Annotated in this window: 26 protein-coding genes; 18 read left to right on the top strand and 8 right to left on the bottom strand. The window is 56.2% G+C overall.

From position 1 onward, the window contains the following. The first annotated feature begins 79 nt into the window (after nt 1-79). Nucleotides 80-502, top strand: a complete 423-nt coding sequence (gene rbfA / locus Q0955_RS09075; RefSeq protein ID WP_299423365.1) for a 30S ribosome-binding factor RbfA — start codon at nt 80-82, stop codon at nt 500-502. Further along, on the top strand, nt 499-1,248 hold the full coding sequence (locus tag Q0955_RS09070; protein ID WP_299423363.1) for a phosphodiester glycosidase family protein: 750 nt from the start codon (nt 499-501) through the stop codon (nt 1,246-1,248). Before rbfA ends, Q0955_RS09070 begins: the two co-directional genes overlap by 4 nt. On the opposite strand, the gene Q0955_RS09065 is transcribed toward Q0955_RS09070, so the two are convergent. The 3 genes from Q0955_RS09065 to Q0955_RS09055 are packed head-to-tail and all read right to left on the bottom strand — an operon-like array spanning nt 1,238 to nt 4,249. After that, the gene (locus tag Q0955_RS09065) at nt 1,238-2,245 is read right to left on the bottom strand and encodes an ABC transporter substrate-binding protein (protein ID WP_299423362.1); all 1,008 of its coding nucleotides are present in this window, start codon (nt 2,243-2,245) and stop codon (nt 1,238-1,240) included. The two genes, Q0955_RS09070 and Q0955_RS09065, sit on opposite strands and share 11 nt — an antisense overlap. Beyond that, on the bottom strand, nt 2,224-3,591 hold the full coding sequence (locus Q0955_RS09060) for a sensor histidine kinase N-terminal domain-containing protein (protein ID WP_299423361.1): 1,368 nt from the start codon (nt 3,589-3,591) through the stop codon (nt 2,224-2,226). Before Q0955_RS09060 ends, Q0955_RS09065 begins: the two co-directional genes overlap by 22 nt. Further along, on the bottom strand, nt 3,584-4,249 hold the full coding sequence (locus Q0955_RS09055) for a response regulator transcription factor (RefSeq protein ID WP_299423359.1): 666 nt from the start codon (nt 4,247-4,249) through the stop codon (nt 3,584-3,586). Before Q0955_RS09055 ends, Q0955_RS09060 begins: the two co-directional genes overlap by 8 nt. Nucleotides 4,250-4,360: 111 nt before the next feature. On the opposite strand from Q0955_RS09055, the gene Q0955_RS09050 reads away from it, so the two are divergent. The 5 genes from Q0955_RS09050 (at nt 4,361) to truB (ending at nt 8,747) form a co-directional block, all read left to right on the top strand. Beyond that, on the top strand, nt 4,361-5,344 hold the full coding sequence (locus Q0955_RS09050) for a tripartite tricarboxylate transporter substrate-binding protein (RefSeq protein WP_299424352.1): 984 nt from the start codon (nt 4,361-4,363) through the stop codon (nt 5,342-5,344). A gap of 69 nt (nt 5,345-5,413) precedes the next feature. Further along, nucleotides 5,414-5,905, top strand: a complete 492-nt coding sequence (locus Q0955_RS09045) for a tripartite tricarboxylate transporter TctB family protein (protein ID WP_299423357.1) — start codon at nt 5,414-5,416, stop codon at nt 5,903-5,905. A gap of 1 nt (nt 5,906) precedes the next feature. Then, entirely contained in the window at nt 5,907-6,140 is a 234-nt protein-coding gene (locus Q0955_RS09040; RefSeq protein WP_299423355.1) for a hypothetical protein, read from the top strand. Nucleotide 6,141: 1 nt separating this feature from the next. After that, entirely contained in the window at nt 6,142-7,656 is a 1,515-nt protein-coding gene (locus tag Q0955_RS09035) for a tripartite tricarboxylate transporter permease (protein WP_299423353.1), read from the top strand. A gap of 176 nt (nt 7,657-7,832) precedes the next feature. After that, nucleotides 7,833-8,747, top strand: a complete 915-nt coding sequence (truB, locus tag Q0955_RS09030; protein WP_299423351.1) for a tRNA pseudouridine(55) synthase TruB — start codon at nt 7,833-7,835, stop codon at nt 8,745-8,747. Here truB and Q0955_RS09025 read toward each other — a convergent pair whose 3' ends face one another. Then, entirely contained in the window at nt 8,748-10,151 is a 1,404-nt protein-coding gene (locus Q0955_RS09025; RefSeq protein WP_299423340.1) for a hypothetical protein, read from the bottom strand. 124 nt (nt 10,152-10,275) lie between these two features. Between Q0955_RS09025 and Q0955_RS09020 the strand changes: the two genes are divergently transcribed. The 4 genes from Q0955_RS09020 to Q0955_RS09005 all read left to right on the top strand — a co-directional run bounded on the left by Q0955_RS09020 (nt 10,276) and on the right by Q0955_RS09005 (nt 13,415). Next, complete coding sequence (locus Q0955_RS09020; RefSeq protein ID WP_299423338.1) at nt 10,276-10,785, top strand: DUF1643 domain-containing protein; 510 nt, start codon at nt 10,276-10,278, stop codon at nt 10,783-10,785. A gap of 159 nt (nt 10,786-10,944) precedes the next feature. Continuing rightward, nucleotides 10,945-11,214: a 30S ribosomal protein S15 gene (gene rpsO / locus Q0955_RS09015; RefSeq protein WP_164644262.1), complete on the top strand. Its 270-nt coding sequence runs from the start codon at nt 10,945-10,947 to the stop codon at nt 11,212-11,214. A 134-nt stretch (nt 11,215-11,348) separates the two neighbouring features. Then, entirely contained in the window at nt 11,349-12,566 is a 1,218-nt protein-coding gene (locus Q0955_RS09010) for a GTP-binding protein (protein ID WP_299423334.1), read from the top strand. Nucleotides 12,567-12,683: 117 nt separating this feature from the next. Continuing rightward, nucleotides 12,684-13,415, top strand: coding sequence for a sterol desaturase family protein (locus tag Q0955_RS09005; RefSeq protein ID WP_299423331.1), 732 nt, complete (start codon nt 12,684-12,686; stop codon nt 13,413-13,415). Here Q0955_RS09005 and Q0955_RS09000 read toward each other — a convergent pair. Next, a complete protein-coding gene (locus Q0955_RS09000) occupies nt 13,412-13,918 on the bottom strand; it encodes a hypothetical protein (RefSeq protein ID WP_299423328.1) in 507 nt (168 codons plus the stop codon). The two genes, Q0955_RS09005 and Q0955_RS09000, sit on opposite strands and share 4 nt — an antisense overlap. Nucleotides 13,919-14,165: 247 nt before the next feature. Next, nucleotides 14,166-14,945 carry an SGNH/GDSL hydrolase family protein gene (locus Q0955_RS08995; RefSeq protein ID WP_299423326.1) on the bottom strand — a complete coding sequence of 260 codons (780 nt, stop codon included), beginning with the start codon at nt 14,943-14,945 and terminating at the stop codon, nt 14,166-14,168. A 371-nt stretch (nt 14,946-15,316) separates the two neighbouring features. Between Q0955_RS08995 and pnp the strand changes: the two genes are divergently transcribed. Continuing rightward, a complete protein-coding gene (gene pnp / locus Q0955_RS08990) occupies nt 15,317-17,458 on the top strand; it encodes a polyribonucleotide nucleotidyltransferase (protein WP_299423323.1) in 2,142 nt (713 codons plus the stop codon). An 80-nt stretch (nt 17,459-17,538) separates the two neighbouring features. Here the strand turns inward: pnp and Q0955_RS08985 are convergent, their stop codons facing one another. Next, nucleotides 17,539-18,027: a hypothetical protein gene (locus Q0955_RS08985; RefSeq protein ID WP_299423321.1), complete on the bottom strand. Its 489-nt coding sequence runs from the start codon at nt 18,025-18,027 to the stop codon at nt 17,539-17,541. A gap of 175 nt (nt 18,028-18,202) precedes the next feature. Between Q0955_RS08985 and Q0955_RS08980 the strand changes: the two genes are divergently transcribed. The 3 genes from Q0955_RS08980 (at nt 18,203) to Q0955_RS08970 (ending at nt 19,874) form a co-directional block, all read left to right on the top strand. Continuing rightward, nucleotides 18,203-18,736: a hypothetical protein gene (locus tag Q0955_RS08980; protein WP_299423318.1), complete on the top strand. Its 534-nt coding sequence runs from the start codon at nt 18,203-18,205 to the stop codon at nt 18,734-18,736. Between the two features lie 18 nt (nt 18,737-18,754). Then, nucleotides 18,755-19,069 (top strand): hypothetical protein, encoded by a 315-nt coding sequence (locus Q0955_RS08975; protein WP_299423316.1) that lies wholly within the window; start codon nt 18,755-18,757, stop codon nt 19,067-19,069. Between the two features lie 274 nt (nt 19,070-19,343). Then, entirely contained in the window at nt 19,344-19,874 is a 531-nt protein-coding gene (locus Q0955_RS08970; RefSeq protein ID WP_299423313.1) for a DUF1415 domain-containing protein, read from the top strand. A gap of 579 nt (nt 19,875-20,453) precedes the next feature. Here the strand turns inward: Q0955_RS08970 and Q0955_RS08965 are convergent. Further along, nucleotides 20,454-21,548, bottom strand: a complete 1,095-nt coding sequence (locus tag Q0955_RS08965; RefSeq protein ID WP_299423311.1) for a tyrosine-type recombinase/integrase — start codon at nt 21,546-21,548, stop codon at nt 20,454-20,456. 365 nt (nt 21,549-21,913) lie between these two features. On the opposite strand from Q0955_RS08965, the gene Q0955_RS08960 reads away from it, so the two are divergent. Genes Q0955_RS08960 through Q0955_RS08950 form a run of 3 tightly spaced genes read left to right on the top strand, consistent with a single transcriptional unit; the run spans nt 21,914 to nt 23,541 of the window. Next, nucleotides 21,914-22,336 carry a helix-turn-helix transcriptional regulator gene (locus tag Q0955_RS08960; protein WP_299423308.1) on the top strand — a complete coding sequence of 141 codons (423 nt, stop codon included), beginning with the start codon at nt 21,914-21,916 and terminating at the stop codon, nt 22,334-22,336. Between the two features lie 4 nt (nt 22,337-22,340). Beyond that, on the top strand, nt 22,341-22,637 hold the full coding sequence (locus Q0955_RS08955; RefSeq protein ID WP_299423306.1) for a hypothetical protein: 297 nt from the start codon (nt 22,341-22,343) through the stop codon (nt 22,635-22,637). Between the two features lie 4 nt (nt 22,638-22,641). Then, entirely contained in the window at nt 22,642-23,541 is a 900-nt protein-coding gene (locus Q0955_RS08950; protein ID WP_299423303.1) for an HNH endonuclease, read from the top strand. The last annotated feature ends 92 nt before the right edge of the window (nt 23,542-23,633 follow it).

Genomic DNA, 23,633 nt, shown 5'->3' with positions numbered 1-23,633 from the left:
CCACCCAAATGGCGGTGCGCCCTGCTTACCCAATGCAATCCAGCTTGGCAAAGGCAGACAGAAGCCCTAAGTGAGGGACATGGCAAAGAACTCTTCCTCCGAGGGCCGCGGCCCGTCCCAGCGTCAACTGCGCGTGGGTGAACTCATCCGACGCACATTGTCGGAAGTTTTGGTACGTGATGAACTGCACGACCCAGACGTGACACGCATGTCGATCACGGTGGGCGAGGTGCGCATCACTCCGGACCTCTCGATTGCGACCTGCTTTGTGCTGCCGCTTGGCGGTAAGAACAAAGAAGACGCGGTTGCGCTTTTGGCCCGCCACAAAGGCGAGTTGCGCCGCATCATTGGCCGCAAAGCCAAGCTCAAGCACGCCCCGGATCTGCGCTTCCGTGTGGACACCACCTTTGATCAGATGGACGCCACCCGCGCGATGTTGTCTGATGAACGGGTGCAGGCGGATGTGGCCAAAACTGACTCAGAGGACGGCGACCTTACGTGATACGAACTGCGCTCTGTTTGATCTTGTTTTCCTCCCTGCCCCAATGGGCGCAGGCGGTGACCTGTTCAGATCAGACACATGAAGGGCGCAGCCTCACCGTTTGCACAGCTGATGCGACGAAAGAAAACTTGCGCCTGTTCCTGCGCGACGACAGCGGCGCCATTCTGGGCCAATTCCGCGACATTGAACGCAACCTAGAAGGCGGCAAAACGCTCGCCTTTGGCATGAATGCAGGCATGTACCACGCCGACCGCAGCCCGGTTGGTCACTATGTCGAAGACGGCACCGAAGAAATGCGCCTTCTCACAGGCGGCAGCAAAGGCAACTTTGGCCTGCTGCCAAATGGCGTGCTGTGTTTGAAAAACGGCTCCATTCGCGTCTACGAAACGCTGGATTTTCAAAAACAAACGCCAAGCTGCCGCGACGCCACCCAATCTGGCCCCATGCTGGTGATTGACGGCGCTCTGCACCCGCGCTTCCTACCAGACAGCAGCTCTCGTTTCCTACGCAATGGCGTTGGCACCAGCACGGACGGTAAGACAGCACATTTTGTGATCTCCAACGAGGCAGTGACCTTCCACGAATTTGGCCGTTTCTTTCGCGATGTTCTAAAAACACCAAATGCGCTCTACTTTGATGGCAAGATCAGCCGCCTGCACGCACCACAATTGGGTCGCTCCGATGGCGGCTTTTGGATGGGCCCAATCATTGGCGTGGTGGAGCCCAAACCGACGGTCACTGAATAACCGCACTGCTCCATTCTTTGATGAATCTTTTACGCTTGAGCGGATCAAGGTAGGTCATCAGCGCTGGCCCCAGCGAAATCACCGCCTGCCCGGCGCCATCCACCGCAGCACTCAGCGGAGGCAGCGGAAAAACATCTGGGTTCCGTGGCCCCGTCTGCACCTCCACCAAGTGACGCACAAACGCAGCAGCCTCAGCCTCCACTTCGGTGCGGCTGCTTACAAATGCCGTGCGCATCATGGTTGTCGGGAAGTCAGACGGCAGCACAATCTCCAAGGTTTCGGCCACATCCTCGCGCGCCGCCACATAGCTGCCCAAGACATTGTAGGCCACCACCAGATCACCGGAGACCAAATCGTCAATCATCTCACCGGAACAGCAATACAACCGCGCATCCAATCCCCCCATCACTTCCATCAACCGCCAAAAGGTCTCCGAGGCGCGGGCATCTTGCGTTGCAAACAAATAGCCCAATCCCGACTTGCGCACATCATACGTGCCAACTTTGCCTCGAAACACCTCAGGTCGCGCCCGCATGGCCGCGATCAATTCCTGCCGCGTCTGTGGCACTGTATCCGGGGCAAATGCAGCCCGATTGATCACAATGGTGGCGGGTTCGGTGGTGAACGCAAACAGGCTGTTGCGCCACTGCGCCCAATCTGGTTGCGACAGGGTTTCGACTGGCACCGAATAGCCGTCATTCACCAGTTTTAGCTGCAGATCCATAGCACTAGAAATCACCACGTCAAAGTCATCCGGCGCCGCGCGGAACACCTGATCAATCTGCGCTGTGCCTGTCACAAAATACTCCACAGCCACTCCTGCGCGGCTCCTCAAGAAGTCTTCGATCACCGGCGCAAACAGCGATGTATCGGTGCTGGACAAGACCCTCAGCGTTTTGGCCGCTGACGCGGGGCCAAAAGCGTTCTGATCCTCCCACTCTTCTGCTGTCCCCATCAAAGGGCACAGCCAAACAATCAAAGCAAAAATGTAACGCATGCGCCGCCCTCCGGCAGGTTGGTCAAAGTCAGTGCACCGCCATGGGCCGTGGCCACGTCTTGCGCAATGGTGAGGCCAAGCCCGGATCCAATTGTGTCTTTGGCATTTTCTCCACGGGAAAACCGCGCGGCCAATCCTTGTATCTGATCTGGCGGAAATCCCGGCCCTTCGTCGCGCACTTCCACGCGGGGGCGCGGGCTTGCGAACACTTCAAGTGTAATTTCACTCTCTCCCGGCGCATATTTTAGGGCGTTTTCGACCAGATTACGCAGCGCGTTTTGCAGCAAGATCGAATCTGCTTCGACACTGACCTCCCCCTCGCTGATCACCGTGAGAGCAATGTCTTTCATTTCTGCCACCGGTGCCAGTCGCGTGACCAGATCTTCGACCAATTCCACCAAATCCACTGATTGGGTTTCCAAGTGATCTGCGCGAAAGGTGATCATAGCGTGATCCAAAAGCTGTCCCGCTGCGCGGGAGCTTTCGTCGATCGCGCGCACCATAGAGCGCAGCGCCTGTCGGTTGTCCTCGCGTTCCACCCGTTGCAACGTCGCCTCCGCATGACTGCGCACCGTCGCCAAAGGCGTACGCACCCGATGTGCGGCTTCGGCAATGAAGTCTTCAGATTGCTTCAACGACGTATCCAGTCGCGCCATAAAACTATTGAGTGACGTCACCAACGGCGCCATTTCCATCGGCACCGGCCGCGCCACAGGGCTGAGGTCTTTCGGACCGCGGCGGGTGATGGAATGGGTCAACCGTTCCAGCGGTCGGATGGTTGTGTTTGTCGCCCAGCTCGCCACCAACACCGACAGGGTGAAAAAGCCGGCCCCGATCAACCCTACATTTCGGGAAATCTTGTTCAATGTGCCGGCCAATGCGTCCTGCGTTTGCGCGACAGACACGGTCACTCTCGTTCTTGTGTTGGCCCCCACCAAAATCCGAGCGGCGGTTGCAACGCGCACTGGCGCACCATCAAAAATCGCGGATACATGCACAATTTCGCTGCCATCTGGCGCGTCAGCGACGGGCAGCAGCTCATACCCGGACAACAACGTGTCTTCCTGCCAAATGGCGTAAAACACCCGATCATCCGCATCGGTGCTCAACATGGAGAAAGCGACATAGGGGAAATCCACTTCCACCGCTCCATCTCGCAGGGTCGCTGCATCCAGGATAGAGGTGACCGAGGCTTCTAGAATGTTGTCCTGCCCACTCTGCGCGATTTGCGCCGCGTAGGTGCGCACCACAAAGAACAAAAGCACGGCAATCGCCGCCGCGCTGCCGATCAAGGTCAACGACAACCGCGCCCGTAGCGAGCCGGACACATTGACCGTATCATTCATGGTCTAGCCTGTAGCCCAACCCACGCAGGGTGGTGATCCGCAACTCAGACGGTTCCAAGTGTTTGCGCAACCGCCCGATGTAAACTTCAATTGCGTTTTCCGAGACATCCTCGTCATAGGAAAACAGCCGATCTGCCAATTTGGCTTTCGAAAAAATCTGCCCTGGCGCGTTGATCAACAGCTCCAACAGTCGCAACTCTCGATTGCGTAATGTCACCGCCCGAGCGCCAATGCTCAACCGACCAGCCACCGGATCAAGCGACACGCCACCCAATTCCGTGACCGACTGCGCGTGCCCGGCATTGCGTCGCAACACGGCCCGACAGCGCGCCTGAAGCTCCTCATGGTCAAATGGTTTTGTCATGTAATCGTCCGCCCCCAAATCGAGCAGGCTGATTCTGTCACTGACTTGAGACCGCGCCGTCAGAACAATCACAGGCGTGTCGTTTTTCCCGCTCCGGTGGTGTTTCAGGAAGGTTCGCCCATCTCCGTCCGGCAACATAATATCCAATAATATGAGATCATATTCACCGGTCTGCATGAATGCCATGGCATCCTCAATTTTATCAGCATGATCAATTACATGACCATCCAATTGCAGCCGTGCACTGACCGCATTGGCAAGCTCGATATTGTCTTCGACGAGGAGGAATTTCATGCGGGTTGAGCACCTTTCTGACAGCATGACAGGTTTGTGACAGGTTGCGATGTTTGACTGCCCTCAACTGAGCCGTCTTTCGGACAGTTGTCAATTTGGAGGAGAAAAATGATGAAATTGAACATGGGCCGCCGCGCTCTGATGGCCAGCGCAATGGCCGCATTCGCATTCGCAGGTCAAGCCATTGCTGATGGCCACAAAACTGTCGACAGCATCCACTTCCTGATCCCCGGCGGCGCCGGTGGTGGCTGGGACGGTACCGCACGCGGCACCGGTGAAGCGCTGACCAAAGCAGGCATCGCAGGCACTGCATCTTATGAAAACATGTCTGGTGGCGGCGGCGGCAAAGCCATCGGCTACCTGATCGAAAACGCCGACAGCAACCACGGCACATTGATGGTGAACTCCACCCCAATCGTGATCCGCTCCCTGACCGGCGTGTTCCCACACAACTTCCGTGACCTGACCCTCGTGGCCGGCACCATCGGCGACTATGCCGCTCTGGTTGTGCACAAAGACAGCGCAATCAACAACATGGACGACCTGATGGCCGCCTATGACGCGGACCCATCCAAAACCGCGATCGGCGGTGGCTCAGTTCCAGGCGGCATGGACCACCTGGTTGCAGCCATGGTGATGGAAGCAGCTGGCAAAGACGCCCTGGGCGTGAAGTACATCCCTTACGACGCAGGCGGTAAAGCCATGGCAGCACTTCTTTCCGGCGAGATCGCAGCCCTGTCCACCGGCTTCTCCGAAGCGGTTGATCTGGCCAACGCAGGCGAAGTGAAAATCATCGGTGTGACCGCAGATGAGCGTGTATCCGCAGCGCCTGACGCCATGACCATGAAAGAACAGGGCATCGACACCTCGTTCGTTAACTGGCGTGGCTTCTTCGGCGCACCAGGTCTGCCAGAAGACAAGCTGGCAATGTACCAGGAAGCGCTGACCAAAATGTATGACACCCCTGAGTGGGAAGCCGTGCGCGAGCGCAACGGCTGGGTCAACATCCACAACAACGGCGACGACTTCAAAGCCTTCCTCGAAGGCCAAGAAAAAGTCATCGGCGACCTGATGAAAAAGCTCGGCTTCCTCTAAAGTCGGCTATCATCTAACTGGGCAGAGCGGACACCCGCTCTGCCCTCTTTTAAAAGGGAGGGGAGCTTCATGGCTCTGGATCGCTGGATCGCACTGATACTGCTGGGCATTTGTATGGCTTATGGCTACGCCGCTTGGTTCACGATGGATGGCAGTCTTGCCCCGTTCATGAAACGCAACCCCATTTGGCCAAGCACCTTTCCAAAGGTTTTGTCTATCCTTGGCATGATTGCCTCGCTGATCATCCTTTTGGGACTTGAGAAAAGCGAAGCCAAAGAAGCCGAAGAAGCCGAAATCGACTACCGTCGTCTGACTGAATACAAGCTGGGTCAAGCCATTCTGCTGCTCGGGCTCATGGTGGCTTACGCACTGTTGCTGCGTCCGGCTGGCTTTATTTTCTCGACTTCCGGCTTCCTGATCCTTGGCTCCTTCATTCTGGGCGAGCGCAAGTTCCACTTCATGGTGCCAATCTCACTCGCGGCAACCTTCTTGGTTTGGTATCTCGTGCAAGAGGTTCTCGGCATCTACCTACGGCCGCTGCCCGGCTTCTTGGGAGGCTGAGATGTTTAGCGAACCGTCAATTGCCTCACTGCAATTCACCCTGATGCTGATTGGTGGCGGCCTCGTGCTTTTCTCCACCGCAGCGTTTGTGATCATCGGCTCCCTCCTGATGGGCGCCGGAAAGTGGCACATCACTGCGATTGTGTTGTTCATGGCCATCTTCATTCTTTGGACCCTTGTTCAGCATACGCTGGGCATCAACCTGCGCCCCTTTGGCGCCAACTTTGGAGGCTGACATGCTCGAAGGACTTCTGATTGGCCTGCAAACGGCCTTTTCCCTACAAAACCTGCTGATGGTCATTGGCGGCTGTTTGATCGGGACATTTATCGGCATGTTGCCGGGTCTTGGCCCGATGTCGATCATCGCCATTATGATCCCTGTGGCCATTTCCATGGGCGACCCCTCCGCCGCGCTGATCCTGCTTGCCGGTGTGTATTACGGCGCGATCTTTGGCGGCTCCACCTCCTCAATCCTACTGAACGCGCCGGGGGTCGCGGGCACCGTGGCTTCAAGCTTTGATGGCTACCCGATGGCCAAGCAAGGCAAAGCTGGTAAAGCACTGACCATCGCTGCGATCGCGTCCTTTGCGGGCGGCACCATTGGTGCGCTGCTGTTGATGATCTTTGCCCCTGCGCTGTCCTCCGTCGCGCTTCTGTTCCACTCCGCAGAATACTTCGCACTGATGGTTGTAGGTCTGTCTGCCATCGCTGCATTTGCAGGCACCGGTCAAGTGGCCAAAGCGCTGATGATGACGCTGTTGGGCCTGATGATGGCCACCGTGGGCGAAGGCGCGTTGTTCAACATGCCACGCTTCACAATGGGCATCATGGATCTGCAGTCCGGTTTTGGCTTCATCACTCTGGCCATGGCGATGTTTGCCCTGCCAGAGGCGCTGTTCCTGGTGTTGAAACCCCGGACAACCGAAGACGCCAACAGTGGTGAAATCAAAGATCTGCGCATCACAAAATCCGAAGCCAAATCCATCGCCCCGGTGATCGGACGTCAGTCCATCCAGGGCTTCTTCATCGGGGTTCTCCCTGGTGCGGGCGCAACTATCGCCTCCTTCCTAGGCTATGCGGTTGAACGCAACATCGCCCCTAAGGAAGAGCAAGAACAGTTTGGGAAAGGCTCTATTAAGGGCCTGGCGGCCCCGGAAACAGCCAACAACGCAGCTTGCACTGGCTCCTTTGTGCCGCTGCTGACGTTGGGCATCCCTGGTTCCGGGACCACCGCAATTTTGCTTGGTGCGCTGATCGCTCTGAACGTGACCCCGGGCCCACGCCTGATGATCGACGAGCCTCAGGTGTTCTGGGCGGTGATCATGTCCATGTTCATCGGCAACCTTGTGTTGCTGATCCTGAACCTGCCGCTGATCCCATACATCGCCAAAGTGCTGGCCGTTCCGCGCAACTATCTGATCCCGTTCATTCTGTTCTTCACCCTGATGGGGGCCTACATCGGTCAGAACAACGCCACCGAGCTGCTTTTGCTGGTTGGGTTTGGCGTCTGTGCCACCGCTCTGCGTTTTGCGGATTATCCGCTGGCACCTTTGTTGATCGGCTTCATCTTGGGCGGCATGCTGGAAGACAACTTCTCTCGCTCCATGCAGCTTTATGATGGTATTGCCTTCATTTGGGAGCGTCCGATGACCCTCGGCCTTCTGGTGATCGCACTGATCCTTGTGGCGCTGCCAAGCTATCGCGCACGTCGGGCCAAACTCCGCGCCGCTGGCGTCGCTGACGGCGACTAACACCAGCAAAAGAACACGCGGGGCGGCTCCTCCACCCCCGCGTTCAGGAAGGCCATCAGATCGCGTGGGTCTGGTGGCCTTTTTACTTTTGAGCCCATTTTCTTTTTGGGTAAATTGACAGCGTGATGGCAATCCGATAGGTCGCCGCCCTCACCCCTGAATGAGAGGTCAAAGGCATGGGACGCAAACGCAAGGGACGCGATATTTCAGGCTGGCTTGTGATCGACAAACCCGCGGGCATCACCTCGACCTCTGTGGTGAACAAAGTCCGCTGGGCGTTTAACGCCAAGAAAGCTGGCCACGCGGGCACACTGGATCCCGATGCCACTGGCGTGCTTGCGGTTGCCCTGGGTGAAGCCACCAAAACCGTGCCTTACATCACAGACGCGCTAAAAGCCTACACCTTCACCGTGCGATTGGGTCAAGCCACCAACACGGATGACGCCGAAGGTGAAGTGATCGCGCAATCGGACAACCGCCCTACAGATGACCAGATCAAAGCAGCACTTGGTCAATTTGTCGGTGACATTCAGCAGGTGCCGCCAAAGTTCTCTGCGGTGAAAGTCGACGGCGAACGCGCCTACAAACTCGCGCGTGACGGTGAAGACCTCGAACTGGCCGCCCGCCCGCTGTGGGTTGAGGAACTGGTGATGACAGATCGCGAAGACGAAGATCACGTCACCCTGGAAATGACCTGTGGCAAAGGCGGCTACGTGCGCTCTATCGCGCGGGATCTGGGTGAAGCACTTGGCTCTTTTGGCCACGTGCGTGAGCTGCGCCGCATCTGGTCAGGCCCGTTTGATGCTTCCGATGGATTGACCATCGAGCAAATCGACGAGATGGCCAAACAGCCTGAACTCGACACCTACCTACGCCCACTTGAGCAAGGCCTAGAAGACCTGCCCGAAGTGAAAGCCACCGCCGAAGGCACCGTGCGCCTACGTAACGGCAACCCAGGCATGGTTATGGCGTCAGATGTGGAGTACGGCGAAGAATGCTGGGCCAGTTTTGAAGGTGAAGCCGTCGCTGTTGGCCGCTTCAAAGCCGGGGAATTGCACCCCAGCCGTGTGTTTGTGAAACCTGAGAGCTGATCAGGCGACCATGCCGCCATTGCCATTGGCGTCATACATATCCTGCGGTGTCATGCCGCTGAACAAAATGTCAGCAGCTTGGCCTTGCGCGGCTGTGATCGGATCACCATTGGCATCCAGCCAGACTTCCGGCAGATCATAATTGTCCGCCGCATCCTGATTGCTGAACGCCACGGTTGCCCCGGTCTGATCGCCATTGAGGACCAGCAAGGGATGCCCGCCCAACGTCAGCGTGGTCTCATCCGCGTCAGCGTCATAGCTGCTGTCAAAGCCGTTTGCCGCCTCAGATACGGTGAAATACTCGTTGTCCGCATTCTGGAAGCCCGCACCAAACGGTCCATCCAGACCAAAGCTGATGACCAACTTATCCTCACCGGGCGCAAAGTCGGTGATCTCGGTCACGGTGTCATACGCGCCGGCAAAGGCCTCAAACGTATCCGCATCCGCCCCGCCGGTTGCCACATTGCCAGATCCAAGCCACAGCACATCTTCACCTGCGCCACCAGACAAGGTATCCCCCGCGCCAAGGCGGTTCAGATGGCCCGGCTCATGGTTCCACTCGGCGCCGTAAAACACGCTACCGCTGCCACTAAAGATGTGGTCATCGCCGCCGCCGCCTTGCAGATCATCCGCGCCAGCCTCGCCAAAGATGCGGTCATCGCTGTCGTCGCCAATCAGCGTGTCATCCCCGGTACTGCCTCTCAGCGCATCCGCCACATAAGGCTTGCCTTGAATGGTATAGTCACGCGTCCACTCGGCTTGAACCTCACTATCATGGGCGTCGCCATCCGTGTGCTGGAACAGCACCGACAGGCTTTCGCCATCCGTCAAGGAGGCCCCAGGAAGGTCAATCCGCACATCGCCGGTATCGACATCCCGCAAGGCCAGCCCATTGTCCTCTTGCGTCAGGACAAAGTTGCCCGAAGAGCCATCCACCGGGCTTTCGTAATTGCGCAACACCAGCATGTCTTCAGAGGCGTCAAAATCCTCTATGCGGCCCACAACCTCATTGTCGGCCTCTAAGAAAAACGTGTCAGCCCCCGCACCGCCGTTGACCAGATTGCCGGCTGAGACAAACAGGTCGTCGTCGCCCTCGCCGCCTTCCAAGTAATCATCATCCCAGGCATTACCGACAACCGTGTCATCGCCCGCCCCGCCGATCAGGTTGTCATCAACATCCTCATCGCCAAACAAAAACTGCGAGATCGGATCACCTACCGGCTCCTCCTCGTCTTCTGGTTCCTCTTCGGTCGACGGTTGCGCACCCTGCGTATCCGCGCTGTCATCACGTTCGTCGTCAGACGTTGTGCTGTCGTCCTCAGCCTCGGTGTCATCAGTCACACCAACCATCGTGCCAACAGCTGCGCCTGCCGCAAGCAAGCCTAAAAAGAATAGAAACGGCATCTCACCACCTCACCAATCAGCCGAATAAACCCCAGACGGCTGTAATCCCAAGTCTCAGGGATAAGTAAGTGAGGCTTCAAAATCAAACATTTGACTCCGCGTTGGTTAATCCTAAGTAGACAGAATGATCGAACGCCACTTCCAAAAAGATGACGCCACCAGTTCCGCACTCTACTCCGATTGCGAAACCTATCGCTATGCGCTGACCCGTGTCTGGGACACCAACGCAACCAAAGTGCTGTTCATCATGCTGAACCCCTCCAAAGCCACCGAACGCCAGAACGACCCCACGATTGAGCGCTGCGAACGCCGCGCCCGTGCACTGGGCTATGGCGGCTTTCGCGCGGTAAATATCTTTGCCCTCCGCGAAACCGACCCCAAGAAAATGCGCCAACACAAGACCCCCGCTGGTCCGGACAATGACACGGTTGTTGCGGAAAGTTGCCTCTGGGCAGATGACATCATCGCCGCCTGGGGCGCCCACGGCGATCACTTGATGCGCGGCTTTGAAATGAGGGACGTGCTGAAGACAACGGGCGAAACCATCAAATGTCTGGGCCTGACCAAAGCTGGCCATCCGCGCCACCCGCTTTACATCTCCTACGCCACACAGCCTGAAATCTGGCCACTCTGAGCGCACCAAAGTGCACGTTAACGCCTTGGCCCTTTTCTTTTGGGCCGTTTGCGACTACATACGCCCATCTTCCAAGGGATTCTCTTGGGAGTATCTCTATGGACCTTGCTGGACGACATCCCGGCTTGTGCCCGAAACCCTTTTGAATAGGAGACCCCGATGTCGATCACTGTTGAAGAAAAAAACCGCCTGATGAAAGAATTTGCGACCAAAGAAGGTGACACCGGTTCTCCGGAAGTCCAGGTTGCGATCCTGACATCCCGCATCAACACCCTGACCGAGCACTTCAAAACCCACAAGAAGGACAACCACGGTCGTCGTGGCCTTCTGAAAATGGTTGCTCTGCGTCGTAAGCTTCTGGACTACACCAAAGGCAAAGACGAAGCCCGCTATCAGGACCTGATCAAGCGTCTGGGCATCCGTCGCTAAGACGTACCCCTACCGAGATTACGGAAAACGCCTGCTCCCCGGAGCGGGCGTTTTTTGTTGCCATACCTGCATTCCACCTCTTGCAGTTTCGGCTCCTGCATGATTGTTATGTTATAACATTATTGGAGCCAACCATGCCAGACGCCCAACACCAAGACACCCGCCTCCCCGTCACTGTGCTTTCAGGTTTCCTAGGAGCCGGCAAAACCACGCTGCTCAACGGTGTCCTCAACAACCGCGACGGCTTGCGCGTGGCGGTGATTGTCAACGATATGTCCGAAGTGAACATCGACGCCGACCTTGTGCGCAAAGGCGGCGCCGAGTTGAGCCAGACCGAAGAATCCCTTGTGGAGATGTCCAACGGCTGCATCTGCTGCACCCTGCGCGACGACCTGCTGAGTGAAGTGCGCCGCCTCGCCGCCGAAGGCCGCTTCGACTACCTGTTGATCGAATCCACAGGCATTTCTGAACCCCTGCCCGTGGCCGCAACTTTTGAATTCCGCGATGAAGAGGGCGAGAGTCTCACTGACGTGGCGCGGTTGGACACCATGGTGACAGTGGTCGACGCTGTGAATCTGCTCAATGACTTTGGCAGCCATGACCTTTTGGCGGATCGCGGCGAGACTTTGGGGGAAGAAGACGAACGGGCACTGGTGCACCTGCTGACCGACCAGCTTGAGTTTGCCGATGTGGTGGTTCTCAACAAAGTCACGGATGCAGGCCCGGTCAAAACCGACGCAGCCCGCAAGATCATCCGCAGCCTAAACGCGGATGCCCGCATCATCGAAACTGACCGCAGCAAGGTACAGGCGTTGGATGTGCTCAACACCGGCCTGTTTGACTTCGACAAAGCGCATGAACACCCAATGTGGGCAAAGGAGCTGTATGGTTTCGCCGACCACACCCCGGAAAGTGAAGAATACGGCATTGCCTCTTTTGTCTATCGCGAGCGTCTGCCGTTTGACCCGCAAAAGATCCATGACTTTCTTAACGGCGACATGCCGGGTGTGATCCGCGCCAAAGGCCACTTCTGGATCGCCACACGCCCGGAGTGGGTGGCGGAGTTCTCATTGGCTGGCGCTTTGTCTTCCGTCGCGCCGCTAGGCACATGGTGGGCCAGTGTGCCGGAAGACCGTCGACCAACCCATCCACAGGCACAAGATTACATGGCGGCCCATTGGGCAGACCCCTTTGGGGACCGCCGTCAGGAGCTGGTGTTCATCGGCACCGGCATCGATTGGCCAAAACTGAAAGCCAAACTGGACGCCTGCTTGCTGCACGTCGAGTCCGTTGCTGCCCTTTCGGCTGTTGAAGACATGCCGGATCCGTTCCCCGGCTGGCGTCGCGCCTAAGCGCACCAGCTGCCCCGCGCTTTCTTGGAGGCGCGGGGCTCTTTCCCTTGACGCCAAGTCAAATTTGACACGCTCCACATTACGGGCGCAGACTTCCTTGCGACAGGGGAGGTCACCATGAAAGAAACACTATCCGTCTTGATCCGCATGGGCAGCTTACACCGCCTGTTTCCGTTCTGGCTGCTGGGTGTCTTTCTGATTTCCCAGAACCTGTCCTGGTGGATTCCCGTCGCACTGATCTACGGCTACATCGCGCAGCTCTTTGTCGAATACGGCATGCATCGCTTTCTGATGCACCGCGAGCCACCCAAAGACCAAGGCACCTTCAACGAGCTTTACCGCACCCACATCGGCCATCACGAATACCCCACCGACCCGGAGTTCTTCACCGGTGACGATCACTGGTACGCCGTGCGTTTTGGTCTCCTGTCCACGGTTATTCACACCGCGGTCCTCTGGCCGTTCCTCGGCCTGATCCCGGCCCTGACCATTTCCTACATTGCGCTGTTTGTTGGCTCGGTCTCAGCCTTTGCTTTCTATGAATACTGCCACACCATTGCACATCTGAACGTGCCCAAAGGGCGGCTTGGCCAATACATCACCCGCAAGCATCTGGCGCATCATTTCCAAGACCACCACGCGACCTTTCAGGTCAGCTTTGGCTTTGACTGGATTGACCGCCTGTTTGGCACCGCCCATGACAAAGCCACCGCCAAAGAGCGCTTCGACCGCAAAACCATGTTGTCGATGGGGATGGACCCCGAAGACCTACGTCTTGTGACCGCGCGCAAGGCTTTTGGCATCACGGAAAAGCCAGGTTCCAAGACTGCACGAACGTCGACAACTTAAGCCACAACCGACAGTTTGGGCCGCGCCACTTTGCGCGCATGGCGCCCCACGCCGGCCGGAAACCGGTTGGCAAATGTAAGCCCCGCACGGATCAGTACCGGATCCATGCGCCCACGGGTCACAAACGCAACAGCTGAGCGCGCAGCCGCCGAATTATCCCGCCGCATATGATGCACCATCGACAACATCTGCACCTCATCGTCCGTAATGTCCTTGCGCGCCTCTGTGTCCAGCGGGTCTTTCACCTCTAGCCCTCCGGCACGACAGGCAAAAACACTCAGCACAATTTTGTGCAAGCCATGGGCTGCGGGCAATCCAATTGCCTCACCATAGCGCTCCACGGCAATGTCAAAGGCACGGCTCCAGCTTTTGGGGTCAGCACTCTGCGCACTGACACAAAGGTGCCGCAACACCGGCAGTAACCCTATCTCAAAGTCGTCACAGCCAAGTGTTTCCAACACCTCGTGGCATCGGTGCGGGGTTTGTTGGGTTTGAATACTCATGTCTCATTCTCCGTCTGGAGGCCCAGCACCGCGCATCGCCACGTGCTCTCACCTTGTCAGAGGCCTCATCACGCAATCCAATCACGTGCCATGCCTGAAATACCCGGGCTGATCTGGAGGATGTCTGGCTGGGCGGCTTTTATCTGACAAATTTTATCAGAATTGACAACTGCCTTTTTTGTCGCGCCATAAACGACAAAACCCCACCGCTGCGCGATGGGGCTAACACTTTGAATTTCTGGCGGTCTTATCGCGCCGCGTCGTGTGCTGCGATCACAGAAGCCACCCGCTTGCCAATTTCCCGGCTGCCTTTGATCGACGGGTGAATCATATCAAACGTGTGAAAACTGCGATCCCCGTTTGGCACAAGATCGGCCAGGGACACGTAGTGCACGCCCGGATCAATCGCCGCCAGTTTGTTGATCCGCTGCTCCAGCTCATTGCCGGTGTCGCGACAGCCTTCCACTGGCGACCACGCACCCGGGCTGCGCAAATATCCAACCCAGGCAACCTGCGCACCAGCATGACGGTATTTTTGCACCATCATTGGAATCACGCCACGCTTGCCGTCCTCAGAGATCATCTTGTTCAGCTTACCCGCGCATTTGCCACAACCGCAGCCCAACCACAGATCATTGCCACCACCATTAAGCACCACCCAGTCCCAGTCGCCTTTGCGATACTGGTTCTCGATCCGCATCCCCATCGCTCCAGATATCGGCAGCTTATAGGTAATCTTCGCACCGCTGATGGCTGTGTTATAAACTGGTTCTCCAAGTGCAGCCTCAATGGTGTGCGGGATCGACTGGCCCGTAAACGTGTGCCAAGCCATCATACTGTCACCCATCGCCAGAATACGCGTGCCCTGTGGCTCGGCCTCCGCAACAGCGTTCTTGGTCACAACCTCCTGTGGCGCGGCTCTTTCAGCGCCAACCGGATTTTCAAGACTGGTGGTCTCCGCACATCCCGCGACAAAAAATATCGCCGCCATACCGATGGTTAGGATCAGGGTAAACGGGGCTCTCATGGCACATATCTCACACTGGGCGCACAACTTGCGCATTACGTTGTCTTCGCAGCAAGCCCCCTAGCCGCGATTCTGTCAGCCACACTATCGCCCAGATTTGCCTAAAATGCCACTTTTGCGCCGTAAACAATGTGTTGCCCATGTGATGACGCTTCAATCACTGCTCCCCTGCGCTGTCCCATACGGCGCACCGCAGACATAGAATTTGGTTTCCAAACCCCTTGTTTTCCGATATGGGCCGACCATCTGAGACGTTGTGCCTGACCTCGGCGCATCAAAGAAAGATAGAAGAGGTCGGCGGCAATGGGGCCGCTATTTTCAAACGGGAGACCTGGGATACGCCCAGGAGTGCTCCCAGCTAGGATACGATGATGTTCGAAGAAACCAAAAAATCCATGCAGTGGGGCGAAGAAACGCTCACTCTGGAAACGGGTAAGATTGCCCGTCAGGCCGACGGTTGTGTGATCGCCACTCTGGGCGAAACCTCCGTGATGGCCGCAGTGACTTTTGCAAAGGCACCAAAGCCCGGTCAGGACTTTTTCCCTCTGACTGTGCACTACCAAGAGAAATACTACGCCGCCGGTAAAGTACCGGGTGGCTTCTTTAAGCGCGAAGCGCGCCCAACAGAAAAAGAAACACTGACTGCGCGCCTGATCGACCGTCCGATCCGTCCGCTGTTTGTCCCTGGCTTCAAAAACGAAGTTCTGGTGATGTGCACCGTGCTGTCCCACGATCTGGTCAACGACCCAGACATGGTTGCCATGATCGCAGCCTCCGCAGCTCTGACCATCTCTGGCGCACCGTTCATGGGCCCAGTGGCTGCTGCACGTGTTGGCTTTGAAGATGGCGAGTACATCTTGAACCCAACCGTAGACGACATGCAGGACCTGCGTCAGAACCCTGACCAACGTCTGGACCTGGTTGTAGCCGGCACCAAAGACGCGGTGATGATGGTTGAATCCGAAGCTTACGAACTGTCCGAAGCAGAGATGCTCGGTGCGGTGAAATTTGCCCACGATTCCATCCAGCCGGTGATCGACCTGATCATTGATCTGGCCGAAGACGCTGCAAAAGAGCCGTTTGACTTCCAAGCGCCTGATTACGCTGACCTCTACGAAGCTGTGAAAGCGGCTGGCGAAGAGCAGATGCGCGCCGCATTTGCCATCACCGACAAGCAAGAGCGCACTGCCGCTGTTGCCGCTGCACGTGAAGCAATCAAAGCCGCTCTGACAGAAGAGCAGCTTGAAGATGCCAACCTCGGCTCCGCTCTGAAGAAGCTCGAAGGCGGCATCCTGCGCGGTGACGTTGTCAAAACCGGCACCCGCATCGACGGTCGTAAAACCGACGAGATCCGCGACATCGTGTGCCAGACCGGCCTGCTCCCACGGACCCACGGCTCCGCTCTGTTCACCCGTGGCGAAACACAGGGTCTGGTTGTGACCACACTGGGCACCGGCGATGACGAACAGTTCATCGACGCACTGCACGGCAACTTCAAATCCAACTTCCTGCTGCACTACAACTTCCCTCCATACTCTGTGGGTGAAGCTGGTCGTGTGGGCCCTCCCGGCCGTCGCGAAATTGGTCACGGCAAGTTGGCATGGCGTGCGCTGCAGGCGGTTCTGCCAGCGGCAACCGACTTCCCTTACACCGTGCGCATCGTGTCCGAGATCACCGAATCCAACGGCTCGTCCTCCATGGCGTCCGTTTGTGGCGGCTCCCTGTCCATGATGGACGCAGGTGTGCCTCTGAAATCCGCAGTTGCGGGTGTGGCCATGGGCCTGATCCTGGAAGAAGACGGCTCCTACGCGATCCTGTCTGACATCCTGGGTGACGAAGACCACCTCGGCGACATGGACTTCAAAGTGGCAGGTACCGAAAACGGCATCACCTCGCTGCAGATGGACATCAAGGTTGCGGGCATCACACCGGAAATCATGGAAAAAGCTTTGGCTCAAGCCAAAGACGGCCGCATGCACATCCTGGGTGAGATGAACAAATCGATCACAGGTGCTGCGGAATTCTCCGTCCACGCTCCACGCATCGAGACCATGAACATCCCAACCGACAAGATCCGTGAAGTGATCGGCTCCGGTGGTAAGGTCATCCGTGAAATCGTTGAAGTGTCCGGCGCCAAAGTCGACATCAACGACGAAGGCGTGATCAAGATTGCCTCGCCAAACGGCGAAGCCATCAAGAAGGCTTACGACATGATCCACTCGATCGTGGCAGAGCCGGAAGAAGGCGCAATCTACACCGGTAAAGTTGTGAAAATCGTCGACTTCGGCGCGTTTGTGAACTTCTTCGGCAAGCGCGACGGTCTGGTGCACGTGTCTCAAATCGAGAACCGCCGCCTGAACCACCCATCCGACGTTCTGAAAGAAGGCCAGGAAGTGAAAGTCAAACTGCTTGGCTTTGACGACCGCGGCAAGGTTCGCCTGTCCATGAAGATTGTGGATCAGGAAACCGGCGAAGAGATCGTTGCTGAGAAAAAAGAGAAGAAAGAAGACTAAGGTCTGCTCTCTCTGACAAAACGAAAGCCCCGGTGGAAACACCGGGGCTTTTTTTACGGATCAGCCAAATCAAGCCAGGCTCAGCCGTCGAAAGACAGGTCCAATTGGACAAAGCCATAGATGTCACTGTCTTTGTTTTTGGCTGCGCCCGCAGCCGCAACACCAACCCCACAAATTGGGCACAAGAGTGCAACGCCAATCGCAGACCCTGCACGTGCTTTCGCCGACAGGTTCTCAGGAGCAACGGTGACGGTTTTTGTCTCTTCCTCGTATGTGCAGCTCAGTGTGACATTCTGTGCGCCTTTGCTGTAGGCTGGCAGGTTCACTTTGGCAGGTGACTTGAAAGAGGGGCTTTCGAAATTTGCCGATGTGATTTGGCAAATGGCAGGCACGCTCTTTTTACCAACGGCCGCCCGCACCGGAACGGGGTTATACCCGGCCAAGTAGCTGCTACCGGCCTGATTTTTGAAGCTGACGGAAATCGCCTTATCAGACGGGCCTTCAACGGTGGAGCAGGCCGCAACACTCAGAGAAAGAGCAACGCCTATAAGCAGTTTAGAGATAGTCATGTTGGTTCCTAAAATTGAATCACCGCTGCCTGTGGTAGTGGCATTAAGAAAATCATCAACCTGAACCATCAATTATACCTAAGACACTGTTGCCTAATGAGCCCTCTGTTTAGCCCCCCATTGCCACCTATGCGCGATCCCCTTAAGAGCAAACAACTTCCTTTAAGGCCCTGACATGAAAAAACTTCTTTTGATCGCAACGTCCTGCGCATTTCTTGCAGGCTGCATGAGCAACGCCCCCGAATACCGCGCCGAGCAAATCAAACGCGTGGAGGAGTACAACAAAAACGCCTCCGCACTTGCGATGTCTGAATTCAAACCCCTCATCCCGCTCTGCTTGGATGCCGTTGAAAACGGGACCATTGTGAGCGCCAAAAAAATGCAATCTCTGGGCTTCACCCCAGCGACCTCCTTTGGCAAATCATCCGCGTTTAGAAAAAAACGCGGCGACAGCGCGATGGACCGGATCAACAGCAAGAACACAAGTTTTAATGTCTCGCAGCAGGGCTGCGTTTTCGTCCTCGGGAACTACGGTTCAGTGACCTCTGGCGGACTAACCCTGCGCAAACTCCTGGAGGCTGAAGGCTACGCCTTTAAAGGCAAAGTCAAAGATGGCTTCTTACTTACCAAAGGACAACACAGCCTGATTCTGGACGGCTATGCCTATAGTGGCATGGTCACTACTTTCCATCTTAATAAGTCGAACTAACGGAAAGAGACCCAATCCATGAAGGCGCTCATTCCATCCGCCCTTATCGCCTCGGCAACCTTTCTCACCGGCTGCATGGGGGTGGACGGCCAATATTCCGACCCGAAAATCGCCGCCCAAAACGGCTTCCCGGAGCTCGCCCTGCAACTGGGCCGCTTGCGCAGCGATTGCGTGCTTCAAGCCGCCGACTGGGAACCGGTCTTTATCAGAAACAAAATCACCACCGCGTCGCGTGTCTCCAACACACTGACCGGCATGCAGCAGAACGGTCAGATCATCTTCTTCCAAGACAAACGCGTGATTGCTGTCACTGCTGACTATTGCGGTAAGTAACCACCTGCCTGCTGTTTCTGCGTCCGCGGAGAATTTGGCGTTGCACAAACTTGATCCACGCTGTGACATTCACCCCACATTGCCAGCTCGCCAGAAAGGTATCTGCCGGCTAGTGGCCGCATCAGCGCTGACATCCGACACCAGATCTGACGGTTTTGACTTCTGCAAACAAATTGGAAGTACGAGCAGAACGTGATTTAAACGGGTCAAACAGGAAAGGATTTGTCGCATCGCCAAGCTTGCCCCACAAACGCTGTCAAACGCGCATCAAGACGTGGTCAAAAACACCCGTCAATGGCTTGAACAAATGGTCGTAGGATTGAACCTCTGCCCATTTTCCTCGAGCGTTATAGCCCGAGATCAAGTCCGCTATGCCATATGTGATGCCACCACCGATGCGGACCTAAAGCAGTTCTTTGTGGATGAATTGCAGCACCTCCTTGGGGCCAACGAAAATGACGTTGCCACAAGCTTGCTGATGTTTCCTCAGGGTCTGGAAGAGTTTGGGGATTACCTCACCTTGCTCGATTGGTTTCAGCAGCTGCTGGAGAACGCAGACCTGATAGAGCACGTTCAATTGGCCTCTTTTCATCCTCAATATCAATTTGACGGTGTGGCCGCAGACGATCTCAGCCACTTTACCAACCGCGCCCCTTACCCAACCATTCATCTTCTGCGTCAGGAGCAGTTGACCAAAGTCCTCGCTCACGTTTCAGACCCTGAGAAAATCTATTTGGACAACATAAAAACACTGAACGACCTTGGTCGCCAACAAGTGGAAGAACTCTGCCCCTGGGGGAAATAGACCACCCGCATTGGTATTTTACCACGTCCGTCGTCCATTCTTGGCCCAAAGGGGCTCAAATCCAACAGAGCGTTTGGCGCGGCTGATTTGAAAGCCAGAGCCGCGATCGGGCCAACACCTGGCACTGTTATCATCCGCATGCAGACTTCATCTCGAGAAGCCGCATGTTTAACACGACGATCCAGCTCGAGGTTATGCAGGAACAGAACACCCCGTACATCCAGTAATGGAAGGGCAGCACGGGCCAGAACTTCATCCATCTTGATCATTGGCCTCCTCAACCCGTCAAGCAGCCATACTTGACGGTGCGTGGCAAACGGACGCCGAAGATCTTCAGCAAGACTTAGCTAGGAAATAGCTCGATAGGCAAATCATCAAAAAGTGCTGAAAGCCCTGCGCCAACAAAAGCTCTGGAACTCCACATTCCGTCTCCGGAACCACCAAGACACCACACAAAACCGGAACCACCATCGCAATGAGATGCTTCAAACAATTGTTTTAAAAGAAAATGTTTAAAATGGCGACCCCGGCAGGATTCGAACCTGCAACCTGCCCCTTAGGAGGGATGCGTTCATAGAGCTATTCCTTATGTGATTTCTTGCTGTTGGGTATTTGTACAGCGTCATCCTGTACGTGGTTTGTACGAAAACGGGCCCTGATGTCGGCCTCATCGGTCTCTGCGTGGGCATAAATCCGCATGGGCAAATTGGGGTCTGACCAGCGTCCAGCCTTGGCTGCCGTGACGGGATCGACGCCCTGACGGACAACAAGCTCCGTGAAGAAGCCGTGCCGTCCTGCCGGGTGGGCAGAAAGGTACGGGATACCTGCGCGCTTGCAGATCGTCTTCCATCGCGTGTTGTAACCGGTAGAACTCCCATAGCCGAAAACGCATGCCTTCATGAGCTTGCTGGTCTTGCGATTCTTGGGGCGTTTAGGCGGCAACGCGAGTAGCTCGTCCATCATCTGAGGTGAGACGGTGATCCAACTTTCCGGATGTCCCTTCTGCGCTTTCACGCGAACTTTGTTCTCGTGCGGCCGAAGATCATCCGGCTCCAATGATACGGCCTGATCAATTCGCGCTGCCGTCTCAAACATGAAACGAACCAGTGCGGCGTTGTACGGATCTGCTGCACGGCAAAAGGCCTCTATCCATTCCTTGTCGGCTGGCGTGCGCTCTACACGACTTAGCTTCCCTCGCCGCTTGTCCTGCGCGATCCGCTCGAACTTGTCGTAGGGCTTCACGCGGATGAGCGGGGTGCCTTCCAGCTCGTGCGCGTTGTTGATGACCGCACTCGCGGGCGTCACGATTTCACGCCACCAGGTGTCGGTTGATGCTTTGGGCTTCAGCTTTGGTCCAAGGCTCTTCAATAGCGCACCAGATATCGCGCCTAGCGACAGGTCGCCGATTGCTTCGACAATCGGAATCAACTGCTTCGCTGCTTTGGGGGACGCGTTGTACAGCATGATAGCATCGGAGAACGTCTTGCTCGGCTCGTCGCCCACGACATAGCGACGAATCTGACGTTCGGTCTCATGGTTTATCCAGTCCCTCGCGCCCTCTTCTGTAGATGCCTTAGTGCTTCGCCGGTATGGGCCGGCGATTGGCCTGCCGTTGTATTCAACCCACCCCTTGGCCCAGTAGAAACGGCCCCTCTTGTAAATTTGGAGCGGCATGACTGGCCTCCTTCAAAAATCGTATCAATCTGCGCGGGCGTGATGAGCATGGTCCGCCCAAGGCGATAAAAAGCGCCCGTCTCATTGGCCCGTTCCCGCAAAGTGCGTTCAGAAATATCGATCCCCATCCCGGCCATGACTTCGACCCATTGAGCGGGCGTTTTCCCAAGCCCCAGGATCTGAGAGCTGTCTGAATAGTTGGTCTCTGCCATTTCAGTCGTCCTTGTCCGCTTAAGTTGAGTCGGCGATGCGCATGGAATCGCTTGTTCTGCACCTTCTGACGTGGTCAGATGGGATTAACAGGAAATTTATGTCATTTTGTGCAGTTTCGCGCAATTTGACAGTCACGTCAATGGGAACCTTGCATGGCGCGGGACTTGAAGGCTGTCTTCTCGGCAATGGGTGCGCGTCTTGCGATCGCGCGCAACGAAGTTGGCTTGACGCAAACCGCTATGGCGGACGCGATCGGCGTCTCACACCGCGCCTATCACAGCTACGAAAAAGGCCAGCGCGGCCTTCCCGTTGAGGCCTTGGTCGCAATTGCCGACAAGTTCGATGTGGACGCAGCATGGATCCTTTTGGGGACTAAATCTGTTAGGGCCGCGCACGACTTCGAAGCCCTAAAGAGGATCGAGATTTCGCTCGATCAACACCTCACTGAGGAAGACATCAGAATTAAGAGCGAGAAACGCGGAGCAATCGTAGCTCGCTGGTATCAGTCGCACGTCGAAGGCCGTGAAGTCAGTGATGACGACGTGCACACATGGATCGAGTTAGTAAGGGAGTAGTCTGGTGAACAAAGCAAGCAAACGCTGGAACATGTTGCGGCATTCGGCCTTGGAGCGCACCCGTCGTGAGGTGATTGAACCCTTTGGCCCGCTTTACCTGATCCTCCTGGGAACCAGTGTGTTCTACCTGATTGGCTTGGGCCGACTATCATTGGCGCAACAGACCGCTGAATACTCAGTTTTGGCCACCATCATGATTTTAGCAATCGCTGCGGCTGGCTTGGCGCTTCCATTTTTGACAGGTGCGGTGCTAACCCTTCGCGCGGCCGATCGAAAGCTGGAACGCCTCCAACGCGGGTGATCCAATGACCTTCGGTATCTTCATCCATCGCAGCGACTCGATCTACGACGACATTCCCTCGGAGCGGTATCAATTTCCCAAGCAATACCTCTCGCGTGCCCAACAGTGTGAAGGGGATTGGATCGTCTATCTGGAGCCAAGCAAAGTCAAAGAGACCAAGGGCTATTTTTCTGTCGCTAAGGTCCAGGAGATCATTCCGGATCCTCGGAAACAGGACATGTTCTTGGCGGTTATCGAGCCAGGAACGTATCTTGATTTCGGCGACCCTGTTTCATTTCGGGACGAAAACTCAATCGTCGAACAAGGCTTGTTGAACGATCAAGGTAAGATTTCCGGGCGCGCGCAAGCAGCGGTCAGAACCCTTTCCGCTGAAGACTTTGCTCGAATTATCGAACGTGGCCTTGGACGGGATGAGGACATCCTGCCACGCGTGGGTGACTCGATGCAGATGCCAGGGTTTCAAGATGCTCAAACACCTTTCCAACACATGCCCCCTCGAGAACGCGTAAACCAGTTGACCAATCGCGCGGTTCGCGACCGTAATTTCAGGAAGAATGTACTCCGCGCCTATAATGAACGGTGTGCCATAACGGGCTTGCGTCTCATCAATGGCGGTGGCCGCGCCGAGGTGGAAGCCGCTCATATCAGACCGGTCGAACACGACGGCCCTGACATCGTGAGCAATGGGCTCGCCCTGTCCGGAACCGCGCATTGGATGTTTGATCGCGGCCTCGTTGGGTTAGCAGACGACCTAACTATTCTGGTTTCCCGCCAGAGCAACGATATCGAAGCCGTGACATCGATGATCAACTTGTCCGGCAAGATCTTGGTGCCGGACCGCCTCGCCAACCGGCCAAGGACTGAGTTTGTAGCCTGGCACAGAGAGAATTGTTTCAAGCATTAGTACTCAGTGCGGACATTGGCGTAGAATGCAGCGTACGGCCGGAAAGAGCCCGAAGTGACCTTTCTGACTGCATGCTGATCATATTCATCGCA

It is taken from the genome of uncultured Shimia sp., from assembly GCF_947493595.1.
Taxonomy (GTDB): domain Bacteria; phylum Pseudomonadota; class Alphaproteobacteria; order Rhodobacterales; family Rhodobacteraceae; genus Shimia.
This window is presented reverse-complemented; position numbering and strand designations above follow the sequence as displayed.